Origin of the sequence: Stenotrophomonas sp. pho (assembly GCF_006228405.1) — a bacterium.
GTDB classification, from domain to species: domain Bacteria; phylum Pseudomonadota; class Gammaproteobacteria; order Xanthomonadales; family Xanthomonadaceae; genus Stenotrophomonas; species Stenotrophomonas sepilia.
The window spans coordinates 4,270,592-4,285,609 of record NZ_CP029759.1 but is presented as its reverse complement, the minus strand read 5'-3'; the positions used below and the strand labels follow the sequence as shown (position 1 = coordinate 4,285,609).

Here is a 15,018-nt window from a genome sequence, read left to right as displayed (position 1 = left end):
CCCATCCCGACTACGGCCCTCATGGCCGTGGCCCGGGAGCGTTTTGCCCGCCGAACGCCCACGCGCTCACTCAGTTGCGCCGCACCCCTGCCAGGAGAGAACCCGATGTTGCCCGCCCGCCACCACCGCCCCCCTGCCGCCCGATCGCTCCGCTGACGCTGGCCATTGCCGGCGCGCTGTTCTCGCTTGCTGCTCCTGCCTTCGCCCAGGAAAGCAAGGACAACGCCACCGACCTCGCCCGCATCGAGGTCACCGGCTCCAATATCCGCCGCACCGACGTTGAAACCGCCTCGCCGGTGCAGGTGATCAGCAAGCAGGACATCCAGAACATGGGTGCGCGCACGCTGCTGCAGGTGCTCGACAACCTGCCGGCCGCTCGCCCCGCGCAGCAGGATGCGCGCTCGCTGTTCACCGGTTCCGATGGTGCCTCGCAGGCCAACCTGCGCGGGTTGGGCGCACAGGGCACACTGGTGCTGCTGAACGGTCGCCGCCTGTCGTACTACGGCGCACCGGCCGGGTTCCAGACCCAGTTCGTCAACATCGATGCGATCCCGGCGGCGGCCATCGAGCGCATGGAAGTACTGACCGACGGCGCGTCGGCCGTGTACGGTACCGACGCGGTGGCCGGCGTGATCAACGTGATCACCAAGCGCAACTTCCAGGGTGCCGAGATCAGCTTCACCAACGACACCTCCTCGCGCATCGATTCCTACGGTGAGCGCCAGGCCAGCATCACCGCCGGCTTCGGTGACCTGGCCGAGAACCGCTTCAACATCTATGGCGCGGTCAACATGTACCGTCGCGACGCGATTCCGCTGAGCGATTTCTACGACAAGCGTCCGGACCAGTACTACGTCAACAACCCGAACTACCTCAACAACCTGCGCCTGGGCGTGGGCAGCAGGCCGGGCGAGTTCAACCCGGGCACCTACTTCGCCTTCGATCCGGTCACTGGCCGCCGCGTGCAGGAAGCTGCGCCGGGCTGCAAGAACGTGCTGACCAGTGAAGCGGCCGGCCCGCGTTGCGTCTGGGAAACCTGGATGAACAACGAGATCGATGCCGGCGCCAAGTCCGAGCGCAACACCGCCTACCTCAACGGCACCTTCCTGGTCGGTGACAACACCGAGATCTTCGCCGAGGCGACCTACACCGACATCGACCTGCGCGCCAACGGCGGCACGCCGCGCACCTACGGCACCACCACCGGCAACCCGACCAGCTGGTTCTCGCGCAACACCGGCAACACCGTCAACCAGTTCCTGTACCCGTTCCTGGGCCCGAACAACGAGTACAACCACGCCAGCCCGCAGTTGAAGGCCATGATGGGCGGCGTGGTCGGCCTGAACTACCTGCTGCAGGATGCCGGCCCGAACTACTTCGGCCAGCGCAATACCGACAAGAGCTATCGTGTGCTGGCGGGCGCACGTGGCAACGCGGGTGACTGGAACTGGGAAACCGCATTCGCCAGCGCTGGTACCCACTCCACCACCTACCAGACGATCAACGTCAACACCAAGGGTTTCGAGAAGGCGTTCGGGCCGTACACGATCGATCCGGGCACCGGTCGGGTGATCATCTCCGACCACCCGGCGTACAAGTTCGGCGAGATCAGCGAAGCCAACGCCGCGTTGATACGTGAAGCGTTCCCGACCTTCGACATCCAGTCGTGGACCCGCCTGCATACCCTGGACGGCAAGATCGAAGGACCGCTGTTCCAGCTGCCGGCGGGCGAGATGCGCGCCGCGTTCGGCTTCAACGCCAGCCGTGAGACCTTCTACACCCCGGGCAATGCCGATGCAGCCAATGGCCTGATCACCCAGCAGGGCGGCTCGTGGTTCGACGGCAAGCGCAACACCTACGCGCTGTTCGCCGAGACCGTGGCGCCGATCACCGACAAGCTGGAACTGGATGCGGCGGTGCGCGTGGACAAGTACCCGAACTTCAGCGCCAACATCGCGCCGAAGATCGGCTTCAAGTACCAGGCGTTCGATCAGCTGATGTTGCGCGGCACCTATTCCACCGGCTTCCGCGCACCGAGCCTGGCCGAGTCCGGCAACGGCGGCGTATTCGCACAGCTCGGTGGCTTCCGTGACGAACTGCGCTGCGGCGAGACCAACGCCATCGCCAACCTGCTGCTGAAGTCGCAGCGGCCGGGTGACGTCGATCTGGGCAAGACCCTGCTGAACGTCGATTGCAGCCGTACCGTCGCGCGCATGACCCAGCCGAACAAGGATCTGAAGCCGGAGAAGGCGAAGATCGCCACCCTCGGCTTCGTCTACGAGCCGGCGAGCTGGCTGTCGGTGTCGGCCGACTACTGGTTCATCTACCGCAACAATGAAATCGTCGCGCCGGACTATCGCCGCATGGAAGACATCATCTCGATGTCGCGCTCGCCGATCACCGACAGTGACCGCGCCAACCTGGCGCAGTTGGCGGCAATGTGCGCCGATCCGGCCAGCGGCGTGAGCTGCCCGGCCACCCTGCCGGGCTACTCCGCCGGTAACGTGGCCAGCGTGGTCGGCCAGTACAAGAACCGCGGCAAGACGCTGATCGACGGCTTCGACATCGACGCGCGCAGCCGCTTCTCGCTGGGCGACTGGGGCAACCTGAACATCGGCCTGGCCGCCACCATCGCCAACCGCAACCGCTTCTACATGGACGCCGAGAACGGCTGGTACTACGGCGACGTGGTGGGCTACTACAACAATCCGCGCCTGCGTGCCACGCTCAATGCAGACTGGACCTACAAGCAGGTGACCACCAGCATGTTCGTCAACTACGTGGGTGGCACCAAGTGGGCTACCGACCAGATCGACGAAGAGAGCAACAACAAGGAAACCTGCACCGGCGGCTACCTGGCCCTGCAGAAGAGCAAGTGCGATGGTGCACCGTCGTGGTGGACCGCCAACATGAGCGTCACCTGGCGCCCGGATGATGCGTGGAACCTGAGCTTCACCGTCAAGAACCTGTTCAACCGCCTGCCGTTCTACGATCCGAACAGCTTCCTGGGTGACTCCAGTGACTACGCCACCATCTTCGGCCGTGGTTACAGTGTGACCATCGGCTACCGGTTCAAGTAATTCCGTTTGCGTGACCTGGCGTGCCGGCTGCGGCCGGCACGCTGCCAAGAGGAGAGATGTTTGCCATGAAGCGTAGGGAATTCATCGCGGCCAGTGCCGCTGTCGCCGCCAGCAGCCTGCTGCCGCAGACCCCGGCATGGGCACGCGGGCGCAAAGTGCGCCTGGCCATGATCGGTACCGGCATGCGTGGCCTTGTGCTGCTGAAGGAGCTGGTGCGCCGCGACGATGTCGAGGTGGTCGCGCTGTGCGACATCGAACCGATCATGCTCGGCCGTGCCATGGACATGGTGGCCAAGGCCGGCAAGCCGGCCCCGAAGACCTACGGCCAGGACCGCGATACCAACGCCTGGAAGCGCCTGCTGGAACAGAAGGGCATCGATGGCGTGATCATCGCCACGCCGTGGGAGTACCACGCACCGATGGCGATTGCCGCGATGCAGGCCGGCGTGGCCGTGGGCTGTGAAGTGGTGGCCGGCATCACGCTGCAGGACCACTGGGACGTGCTGAAGACCCAGCTGAGCACCGGCACCCCGTACATGCTGCTGGAGAACGTCTGCTATCGCCGCGACGTGATGGCGGCGTTGCAGATGGTGCGCCAGGGCCTGTTCGGCGAACTGGTGCATCTGCAGGCCGGCTACCAGCACGACCTGCGCGGCGTGAAGTTCAATTCCGGCGACCCCAACCAGCCCTACGACAGCGGCGTGGAGTTCGGTCCGAAGGGCTGGAGCGAAGCTCGCTGGCGCACCGAGCATTCGGTGGAACGCAATGGTGAGCTGTACCCCAGCCACGGCATCGGCCCCTGTGCGATGTACACCGGCATCAACCGTGGCAACCGCTTCACCCACATCAACGCCTTCGCGACCAAGGCACGCGGCCTGCACGAATACACCGTGGCCAAGAGTGGTGGCACCACCCACCCCAGCACCCAGGTGAAGTTCAAGCTCGGCGATATCGTCACCACCACGCTGGCCTGCGAGAACGGCGAGACCATCCTGCTGCAGCACGACACCTCGCTGCCGCGCCCGTATTCAATGGGCTTCCGTGTGCAGGGCACCAAGGGCCTGTGGATGGACGTGAACCATTCGATCCACATCGAAGGCCGCAGCCCGCCGCACCAGTGGGAAGAGTTCAAGAAGTACCAGGACGCGTACGAGCACCCGCTGTGGAAACAGAATGCCGACACCGCCGCCGGCGCCGGCCACGGCGGCATGGACTGGTTCGTCATCCATGCATTTGTTGAAGCGCTCAAAGCCAAGGCACCGATGCCGATCGACATCTACGACGCGGTGACCTGGAGTGCGATCACCCCGTTGAGCGAGCAGTCGATCGCCAACGGTTTCCAGACGCTGGAGTTCCCGGACTTTACTGCTGGTGCGTGGAAGACGCGCAAGCCGATCTTCGCGTTCGACGGTAAATACTGAGATTCATCCCTTCCATGCTGTGACGGAAATGCCGGGCGATGCCCGGCGTTTCTGTTTCTGGAGGCATTCGCCTTGTAGAGCCGAGCCCACGCTCGGCTGCTTGTTCGGTCGGCCGCTCGCTTTATCAGAAAACTCTGAAATCCGACCCACTCCACACTTTATGACTTGAATGTGTAAACGACATCGGAGATAACGTCCCCCATGCGGTCAGACCGCATTCCGGACCAGGGACGATCCGAAGCATGACGTGGTGAGGCAACCGCCCCACGTTCTCGTTCCCGCCGGTGCTGTGTTTGTCCAGGAAGGAGAACAGGGATGTTGAAACGACTGAAGACCATTTCGTGTGCCGCACTGGCGATGATCGCGCTGGGGAGCTTGGCTCCTTGGGCTGCGCAGGCGCAGGAGGTGCAGAAGAAGTGGGAGAGCTACCTGTCGATGGGCCAGCCGCGAGCCACCGAAGCGGCGGTGCAGAAGGACATTAAGTCGCTCTTTTCCCAGTACGAAAAGGACAAACCCTTCGATTGGCATGTCAAACGCCAACGCGTCCTTGGAAAGAAGGTCATCTACGATTACCGGGTGAGACCCGAGAAGATCGTTACTACCGACTGGGTCTACATCCACTCAGGGCAGGAGTACTCATCCGAAGATCAGATTCGTAGCGCGATCCTCGCTACCCGCGTCAGCGACCCGCAGTGCCCGGCGACTTCACTCACGGAGGATCCTTGGGTGGAGCTCCTTGGACTTGGCAGGGGCGACGACGGTAGCGTCACCAACGAGGAGAAGGATTTCCATTACACCTTGAACTTCTATCATCAGAGCACTCAAGAATGCTCGTCGATAGTGGGGTGGGAGCGTGTGCGCCGGGCCAGAACGGCGCTTTGTCCGAATCGACCGTCCCTGACGTGGAATGAGGCCCTGCAGATGTGCTCCCTGGTCCAGCAGGACGAGCCGCACATGTCGCCCATGCTCTCCTACACAAGCGGGCCGCTGCCGCCGCAGCAGTGTCCTGTTGGTAACCCGTGTGATCCGACCACTGGCGATAAATCCCAGCCTGAGCCGGATTTCAACCTTGGATGGGTGAGCTTCCAACGCCACTATCACTCCCTGACAAGCACGGCGGGCGGCGCGTTGGGTACGGGCTGGACCCATTCCCACAATCTGCGGCTTACCGCAGGCGTAGACGATTCCACCTTCCCTCCCAGCCCCGAACTGAAAGTTGGGCTGATCGGCGCCGATGGCGGGCAGACCGCATTCCAGAAAGTGGGGGCAAGCTACGAAGCCATGGACGGAAGCGGCGATCGTGCGGTCCAGCAGGGCACCAACTGGCAACTTTCACGTGCCGGAGAGCGCATTTATTTTGATGCTGATGGCTTGATGCAGCGCCGTGATCTCGAAGACGGTACTTCGCTGACCTATGCACACGACAGCCGCGGCCGCCTGCTCAGCATCACCCATTCAACCGGTCGGCGCGTGGACGTCCAGTACCTCGCGCCGGGCGACGATTCACTGATCTCGGCCCTGGTGATCGCCGGCCAGCCTGTGGTGAGCTACGCCTATTCTCCGGCCGGGGAACTGATCACCGCGACCTATGCCGACGGTGCCAGCCGTACCTATCACTATGAGGACGCCCGCTTCCCGGGCTACCTGACCGGCGTGACCGCCGAAGACAACCAGCGCTACAGCTGGTACGGCTATGACACGCAAGGGCGAGTCACCTGCAGCCGCCATTCCGGCGATTGCAGCCAAGCCGACGTGGGCATTGATGGAGTGCGCCTGGAGTACACGCCGGCAGGCACCACCATCGTCACCGACGCACTGGGCAAGCAGAGCACCTACGCCTTGACCGCCAGCGGCACCAGTGGCCTTCCGCGCAAGGTCAATAGCATCACCGAAAGCAACGGCAGCATCACTCGCGCCTATCTGCCCGAGGGCACCGATTTCCGGCGTCGGCTGCAGTCGGTGACCGATCGCCGTGGTGTCGTCACCAGCTACGCCTATGCCGAGGCCAGTGATGCTGCCGCAGGCGCCGTCAGCGTGACCACCACCACCGAAGCGGCCGGTACTCCGGACCAGCGCGTCAGCGAAATGCGCGTGGCCATGGACAGCAATCGGCTGGTGCAGCAGACCATCGGTAACCGTGAGATCCGCATCGCACGCAATGCGCGCCTCCAGCCAACCACCATCACCGTGCGCGACAGGGTGACCGGTGATACCCGCATCACCACGCAGACCTACTGTGAGGCCGAAGGGCCGGAGTGCCCGCTGGTGGGACTGCTGCGTAGCGTGGATGGCCCACGCAGTGATGTGGCGGATGTCTCCACCTATGCCTACTACACCGCGGACGACGCGGGATGCGCGACCAGTGGTGCCTGCAGTTATCGCAAGGGCGACCTGCGCAGCGTGACCAATGCGCTGGGCCAGACGGTCGAGACCTTGGCCTACGACGCGTTCGGGCGGCCGTTGTCGGTCAAGGATGCCAACGGCGTGGTCACCGATTACACCTACCATGCGCGCGGCTGGCCGACCTCGGTCACCGTGCGCGGTGCCACCACAGCCGAGGACCGGGTGACCCAGATCAGCTACTGGCCGACCGGCCAGGTGCAGCAGGTCACCGAGCCGGACGGCAGCAGTGTCACCTATGTCTATGACGCCGCCCAGCGCTTGACCGATATTGCGGACAACAGCGGCAACACGATCCACTACGTATTGGACAACGCCGGCAACCGCCTCAAGGAAGACACGCTGGATGCAGGCGGCACCCTGCGCCGTACCCTGGCGCGGACGTTCAACACGCTTGGCCAGCTGACCGCGCTGAAGGATGCGGGCAACCACGCCACCGGCTTTGCCTACGATGCCAACGGCAACCCACAGACGGTGACCGATGCCCTGCAGCGCGTGACCAGCCAGCAGTACGATCCGTTGAACCGCTTGGCGCAGACCCTGCAGGACGTCGGCGGCGTCGCGGCGGAGATCCGCAGCCAGTACAACGCGCTGGACCAGGTCACCCAGGTCACCGACCCGAAGGGCCTGCATACCACCTACGCCTACAACGGTTTCGGTGATCTGACCGGGCAGGTCAGCCCGGACAGTGGCGCCAGCAGCTACACCGTGGACGCGGCCGGCAATCGCAAGACGGCCACCGATGCACGCGGCGTCACCGCCACCTATCACTACGATGCACTCAACCGCCTGATCGGTATCGCCTATCCGGACCCCAATCTGGACGTGGGCTACAGCTATGACGTGGCACCGGCCGCCTGTGCCGCCGACGAGCGCTTCGCCGAGGGCCGCCTGGGGCAGGTGCTGCACGCCAATGGCAGCACCCAGTACTGCCATGACCGTTTCGGCCAGGTCACCCGCAAGGTGCAGACCGTCAATGGTGTGGCCACCACCCTGCGCTATGCCTACAGTAAGTCGGGTCGCTTGACCGCGTTGACCTACCCCGACGGCAGCGTGGCCGACTACGTGCGCGATATCCAGGGCCGCATCAGCCAGATCGGCCTGACCCGGCCCGGCCAGGCACGCCAGATCGTGGTGAACAACGTGACCTATGCGGCCTTCGGCCCGGCGACCGGCTGGACCTACGGCAACGGCCGCCAGCTGCAGCGTCCGCTGGATCTGGATTACCGCCCGCAGGCGGTACACGACCCGGCCGCAGGTGGCCTGTCACTGGGCTATGGCTATGACCCGGTTGGCTCGATCACCGAGCTGAAGAACGGCGCAGGCTCGGCGGTGCTCGCCAAGTACGCCTACGACGCGCTGGGTCGCCTGACCCAGACCCAGGACGGCGCGACCGGTACGCCGATCGAAACCTATGCCTATGACGCCACCGGCAATCGCACCGCGCTGACCACCTCGGCAGGCACCGCCAGCTACACCTATCCCGCAACCAGCCACCGGCTGACTGCCGTGGATGGCGAGGCACGCAGCCATGACGTGGCGGGCAACACCACCGGCATCGGCAGCAAGACGTTCACCTACAACGACGCCAACCGCATGAACGCGGTGAAGCAGGGCGATGCCGTGCTGGAAAGCTACGGTTACAACCATCGCGGCGAGCGCGTGCTGCGCAGCCCGTCCGGTGGAGCTGCCCAGATCACCCTGTACGACGAAGCAGGGCAATGGCTGGGCAACTACTCGGCCACGGGCCAGGCGCAGCAGCAGGCCATCTGGCTGGACAACTACCCGGTGGCGCTGATCAACGTGCCGGGCACCGGCGTGCCGGAGCTGGCCTATGTCCAGCCGGACCATCTGGGCACGCCGCGCGTGGTGATCGATCCGGTGCGGAATGTCGCGATCTGGGAGTGGAGCAACAAGAGCGAGGTGTTCGGCAACCAGATTCCGAGTGCCGATCCCGATGGCGATGGTGTGGCGTTCGAGCTGGCGTTGCGCTTCCCCGGCCAGCAGGCGACGGATTCGAGTGGGTTGTTCTACAACTACCAGCGCGAGTACGACCCGGCGGTGGGGCGGTATTCGCAGAGTGATCCGATTGGGTTGATGGGGGGAATAAGCACGTTCACCTATGCGGGCGGTGGACCGCTAATGAGCGTGGATTCGCTTGGCCTTCAGTCAAGAGATCTGGAGTACATCTACAAGTATTCCGGCGCAACGCCCCCTCCTCCGAGCGGGTACCCAACGGAGTACAGGCAGGGGGTCCAGGATTTCGTGAGAAACTACATCGACATGAGGCTGGCTAACACGAAGCTCCAGGATAAGTACTTTCATTGCAAGGCAAACTGTGAGGCTGCTCAGCGCGGACAAGGCGGCAAAGCGGCTGCTTGCAATATGAGCAATGCTCGGGAGATATTTGATCAGCGGGTGAAGGGGGATTCATCTGCAGCGTCGGCCGCAGACCAACGGGCCAATTTGTTCGGCCGAAATAACGCGGGCGAGGGGTCATGTTCTGAAGTATGTTCACCATTCAGGCCGAATGGATTGCCGGACAATTATTGAAATGAAAAAACAGTCAAAGACCGTTGTACTTCTCTGTGCAATTGTAGTGATTATTGCTCTTGCTTTTTGGTTTCGGGGGCAAATGGCTATCGATGCCTGTTTAGATGATGGAGGGAGTTGGAACTACTCGACGAGCCAATGCAGCACTGAAGAGTGACAGCTTCAAAGGCTCAGATGGATGCATCTGCAACTGCATCTTCGTTCTTCAATCGTGTGGCTGGACAGTTGGAGGATTGCTGATCTTGTGTGGCGAGAATGAAGTTGCAGAGTTGGAGAGTCTGGCGGAGCAGGCTCCTTCTCTTCGCATGCTGCTGAGCAGGAAATGGCGGAACTTCGTGTGGGAAGACGAGTACAGCATGCTACGTGCGCGAACCCCAGGGCCGCATCAGCCAGATCGGCCTGACCCAGCCCGGCCAGGCGCGCCAGATCGTGGTGAACAACGTGACCCATGCGGCCTTCAGCCCGGCGACCGGCTGGACCTATGGCAACGGCCGCCAGCTACAGCGTCCGCTGGATCTGGACTACCGCCCGCAAGTGGTGCACGACCCGGCCGCAGGTGGCCTCTCGCTGGGCTATGGCTACGACCCGGTCGGTTCGATCACCGAATTGAAGAACGGCGCAGGCTCGACGGTGCTGGCCAAGTACGCCTACGACACGCTGGGCCGCCTGACTCAGACCCAGGACGGCACGACCGGCACCCCGATCGAAACCTATGCCTATGACGCCACCGGCAATCGCACCGCGCTGACCACCTCGGCAGGCACCGCCAGCTATACGTATCCCGCAACCAGCCATCGCCTGACTGCGGTGGACGGCGAAGCGCGCAAACATGACGCAGCGGGCAACACCACCAGCATCGGCAGCAAGACGTTCACCTACAGCGATGCCAACCGCATGAGCGCGGTGAAGCAGGGTGATGCTGTACTGGAAAGCTACAGCTACAACCATCGCGGTGAACGCGTGCTGCGTACCCCGGCCAGTGGCGCGGCTCAGATCACGCTGTACGACGAGGCAGGGCGGTGGCTAGGCAACTACTCGGCCACGGGCCAGGCGCAGCAGCAGGCCATCTGGCTGGACAACTATCCGGTAGCACTGATCAATGTGCCAGGCACCGGCGTGCCGGAACTTGCCTACGTGCAGCCGGATCATCTGGGCACACCGCGCGTGGTGATCGATCCGGTGCGCGATGTGGCGATCTGGGAGTGGAACAACAAGAGCGAGGTGTTCGGCAACCAGATTCCGAGTGCTGACCCGGATGGCGATGGAGTGGCGTTCGAGCTGGCACTGCGCTTCCCGGGCCAGCAGGAGACGGATGCGAGTGGGTTGTTCTACAACTACCAACGCGAGTACGACCCGGCTGTGGGGCGGTATTCGCAGAGTGATCCGATTGGGTTGGCCGGTGGAATAAGTACCTTCAGCTACGCACTAAGTTCCCCGGGCTCACATAGTGACGCAGAGGGTCTGCAAGTCATGCGCAGCGGCGTGCACGCAGGCTCTCGCGCTATGATGAATTCGAACCAAGCTCCTACAGGAGACAATCAATCAAACTTCGCTGCGCCCGCTTCTTGGGGGGAAGTGTCTTCTGGCCTTGCCGCAACGACAAATGCGCTGAACAGCCTTAGCTTAACTCACTCAAGCAGTGTCTTAAATCCGCAAAGTCCCGCGTCAATTCTGACGCGGAACATCATATCCAAGGCGTGCGAGAAAGAAGACGACGATGACTGTAATCGTCTCATAGCAAAGATAGATTCTTTGGTGGTCGAGCTGAGAAAGCGATACTGGGATCTAAAACTGGATAGACGTGGGCTTCTGGCTACCGGTCGTATGTCAATAGATGGGCATGTGCAGCAATTTCAAAACAAGCAGGCACAGTTGAGGCGATTGCTTGCTGAATCTGCAGCAAAGCGCTGTGCAGGTTATAGCAATGAGGCTTGGCAATGGGCCACTATGGCTCAACCAATTTGAGATCTAGACAATGCTTGATAAAGAGTGCATGGAAAAAGTCGCTGAAGCATGGGTTAACTTTAATCGGCTCGCAGTCGATGCGAATGAGCGGGGTCCGCTCACAGGCGTGCTGGATGAAGTTGATGGCATCATCCAGCGAGATCCTGGCGAAGGTTGGAAATTCATTGAGGCTGTCAGGCGAATGGATGTGGATGCGCATCTACTTTCCAATCTTGCTGCCGGACCTTTGGAGGACTACTTGGTTGCCCACGGCGAGACCGAAATCGAGAGGGTTGAAAGCTTGGCAAAGCACGACCCATCTCTTCGGGATCTCCTTGCTCAGACGTGGAAGAACTCGATGTCGGATGAGGTATGGCGGCGGGTACAACTTGCTGCTGCATCAGGTTAGGCTGCCATGGGTAACGCTCGAACGCCTTATGACTACGCTTGGCAGCTTCGCTATCGGCATGTCCCGCGAGGCCGCAGGGGGAGTACAGTGCAATAAATAATAACTGCGGGACGCCGTTGCAGAATTGCATGCGGGAGATTGGCAAGGGGCTTCAGCCTGTGAACATGATTCTTCCGGAATCAATAAACCCCCTGCTTTGGTGGATGTCTGATGACTCAACCATTCAACGCGGGAAAAGGTGATGAAATTTATTCCTGGAATTTTTCTTATCTGCTCAGTCTTAACTATCACCTCTTGCGAACACAAGGGTAGAGAAGTTGTGCCGGAGGGCGTGATCGAAGTTTATGATTCGGCAGAGGGCGGGGGCGTAATTGGTACGAGTACTACTCCGATTCCGGTTGTTGGATATGTTTATCCGGATAAGACTCGTTACGTGCTGAAGGTCTGCTATCTGGGTCACATAGGGTATGTGCGGGATGGAATACGAGAGCTAAGATCAACAGTGGGCCGGAGCTCATCCTGCCCGGAAACCGCGAGAAGCGCGGACTAGAGTTAACTAAGCGAGGCGAAACTGAGATCACCAAGCTGGAGACTGTGGCGAAACAGGAGCTGCCACTGCGTGAATTACCTAGTTGGATATGGGCCAGAGCGTACCCAGCAAGGTTGGGAGGACACAGTGATGGCAGGGCACCTTGGTGCGGTGACGTCTGCTGAGGGATGCACGGGGGCTCGGCGCCCCCGCTACACCCTATCCCGCAACCAGCCATCAGCTGACTGCGGTGGATGTCGAGGCGCGCAGCCATGACGCAGCGGGCAACACCACCAGCATCGGCAGCAAGACGTTCACCTACAACGATGCCAACCGCAACTCGGTTGCCAATGGTCGACTTAATCGGGCTGCAGCGCATCCGGGGAACGCCAATCTCTTGCGGGGTGGGTCGAAGATACTTGGGCCCCTTGGAGCAATCGTGAATTACAGGTCAAACTGCAATAAATGCCAATGTCCGGCGAAGTGATTTTCATAAGGTTCATGAAGGGTGCAGCTGCGGCGGGAGCGCTGGGGATCTGTTGCGCGCTGATCGCGTCCATGTTGAGTATGCGCTGTCCAGTAGCTAGGTACTCTCCGGAAGTTATGTTTGCTCTTTCTTTCGCGTTGCTGATGTTGCTCGTATATTCCAAGTTCGAACTGGCGAGAAGGGGAATTCTGTCGATTGAGGTTGGGCAGGTGCGTTTCGCGTTCGCAATAGCGCTCCTGGCCGAGATGCTGATGATTGGGTTGCTCGTCGCCCGCAACCTCGAATGCGATAGCTTCGTTCGCGCGATTCCCATTCCTGGTGCACTACTTGTTTTCTATACAGCTGTCGCATTCTCATTTGTATTCGGTGATATCTATCTTGGTCCTGCGCGAAAAATCATCAGGCTTGGAGCTCGGCCGAGGAAATTCTTGAGGGAGGAATAGTTGGCACTGGGTGGATTGGAGTGGAGCAGATTGGGTGGCTTCGCCGCCTTTTCTCACTTGAAGATATGAGGCGAGATAAGGTCGGTGGTGGATCCCTTTCGGTCCCTCCACTGCTTGGAGCTGGGTTTGGCGTCATGTCGGGATCTGGCTACACAGTTCCTGGTCAGATAGCTGCGCCGACTGGAAAAGGATGCGGGTGTCCTTGAGATGAGAAAATACAATCGTTTTTTTTGGGGCTTACTACATCATGTTCTTCTGGGCGCTCAGGCTGGTTGCTTGCCTTGGAGTTGCCGTAAATTCAGTGCTCCTTGCCTTTGTGCTGGTTGATATTTCTGATGGTGGACGAGACTACGGATTTGCGGGTTTGGCGTTTGTCGCGCTCTCTCTTTGCACAGCGTTTGCCATGTGGAAAATCGGGTCTGTCGGCCTGCTCCGTCTTCGGCAAAGGAGGGCACCATAGATCTTTCCAGGGATGCTCTGAACAACTGCCGGGGTAGTGCCGGCCGTACGCAGGTGGCGTCCCGTTGTATTTGGTAGATCCACCTGGTCTGTGCCCGTGTGAGTGCGTCGACTACTTGGGCGTGACGTTCGGTGTCGCAGACCTCGCCTTTGGAGGCTTGGAAGCTGTGAATGGCGAAGGAGTCACCATTGCCGGTGTTTTGTCTCCGCAGCCCGAAGTTGCAATCCCCGGATTCCTGGTAATGGTGAATGGTGGAGCAACGGCGTACGATGGAGTGTCAGTGATACAAACCGCTCAGGATGCAAAGGAAAGAGAGTCCATCTATACCGAGGTGGCGGGGGCAGTTGGCGCGAAGACGGGAGAGCTGTCGTCATTCGGCTTGACGTTCAACGGTCACCTTAAGGCCACACGGAACTGTTGCACTTCGTAGCCCCTGACAAGGATGCGCTGGATGCCATGAAGGCGGTGAAGGATGTTTCGGGTGGGTCTGGGTGCAGTTGCATATAATGGAGGTGATATGCATATGCGCAAGAAAATAATGAATTGGCTTGGTTTGTTGTTATTTGCGCTAGTTTTTTTGAGGTCCTCGTCCTATCTTGTATTGAAGGTGTATGCTATTGGTCACCTTGAGAGGGGTGATTATTTTGTAATGTTGCCTGTGGCGCTGGGGTCACTCCTGATTTGCGGCATGTTCATGGCGATTGTGATTAAAGGAATGAAATCCGATCAGTAGGCTGCGCCTGGAGCATCACGCGCGACGTATGGTTCCGACAGGTTATTGCATGGGTATCACTATTCACGATTTCCAGCTGGTTGGAATTCGTCTTGATCCGCTGTCAGGTGTGACTGTTTCTCTGTTCGATGAATCTTCGCGGGCATCCTATGATTTTGTCTTTGGCCAAGTCAGGAGAGCAAGCGTTGATGGTTTCTCTAGCCAGAATGTCGTGCTCGATCTCAAGGTCTTCAATCGAAAGGATGATTACTTTGAATTCAAGCGGTGTTGCTTCCTCCTTGGCCTAGATCCAGTGGCTGCCAGGGAAATTGTCGATGGTGACACCTTGGTCTTCATTGAGGCCTCTGTCGGCGCAGAGATTGCACTTCTAGTAGAGGGCACTTGGGATAGCCGGTTGATTCCTGTCAAGTCATGATTCCTGATCTGTCGAGCGCATCGCTCCAAGACGCACGCACCGCTTGGCTTGTAGGTCGACAGGGATCTGACGGAGAGATGGATTGTGGGACGGACCACCATCGGGCCAACGCAATGGGCTCTACCGTGCGTGCAGCCCGATGAA

At 60.5% G+C, this 15,018-nt stretch carries 7 protein-coding genes and 1 pseudogene; all 8 read left to right on the top strand.

Annotation, left to right across the window (positions count from 1 at the left end):
- The first annotated feature begins 74 nt into the window (after positions 1 to 74).
- The 8 genes and pseudogenes from DL544_RS20015 (at position 75) to DL544_RS19980 (ending at position 14,874) form a co-directional block, all read left to right on the top strand.
- Positions 75 to 3,080, top strand: coding sequence for a TonB-dependent receptor domain-containing protein (locus DL544_RS20015; RefSeq protein WP_255313004.1), 3,006 nt, complete (start codon positions 75 to 77; stop codon positions 3,078 to 3,080).
- Positions 3,081 to 3,145: 65 nt separating this feature from the next.
- Positions 3,146 to 4,501, top strand: a complete 1,356-nt coding sequence (locus tag DL544_RS20010; RefSeq protein ID WP_139727931.1) for a Gfo/Idh/MocA family protein — start codon at positions 3,146 to 3,148, stop codon at positions 4,499 to 4,501.
- A gap of 315 nt (positions 4,502 to 4,816) precedes the next feature.
- Positions 4,817 to 9,454: an RHS repeat-associated core domain-containing protein gene (locus DL544_RS20005; protein WP_139727929.1), complete on the top strand. Its 4,638-nt coding sequence runs from the start codon at positions 4,817 to 4,819 to the stop codon at positions 9,452 to 9,454.
- 348 nt (positions 9,455 to 9,802) lie between these two features.
- Positions 9,803 to 10,918, top strand: a pseudogene (locus DL544_RS20000) (RHS repeat-associated core domain-containing protein); the annotation flags it as partial.
- 529 nt (positions 10,919 to 11,447) lie between these two features.
- Entirely contained in the window at positions 11,448 to 11,807 is a 360-nt protein-coding gene (locus tag DL544_RS19995; protein ID WP_139727927.1) for a DUF6869 domain-containing protein, read from the top strand.
- 1,000 nt (positions 11,808 to 12,807) lie between these two features.
- Positions 12,808 to 13,266 (top strand): hypothetical protein, encoded by a 459-nt coding sequence (locus DL544_RS19990; RefSeq protein WP_139727925.1) that lies wholly within the window; start codon positions 12,808 to 12,810, stop codon positions 13,264 to 13,266.
- A 977-nt stretch (positions 13,267 to 14,243) separates the two neighbouring features.
- Positions 14,244 to 14,459, top strand: coding sequence for a hypothetical protein (locus DL544_RS19985; RefSeq protein WP_139727923.1), 216 nt, complete (start codon positions 14,244 to 14,246; stop codon positions 14,457 to 14,459).
- 49 nt (positions 14,460 to 14,508) lie between these two features.
- Positions 14,509 to 14,874: a hypothetical protein gene (locus tag DL544_RS19980; protein WP_139727921.1), complete on the top strand. Its 366-nt coding sequence runs from the start codon at positions 14,509 to 14,511 to the stop codon at positions 14,872 to 14,874.
- Positions 14,875 to 15,018 lie beyond the last annotated feature (144 nt).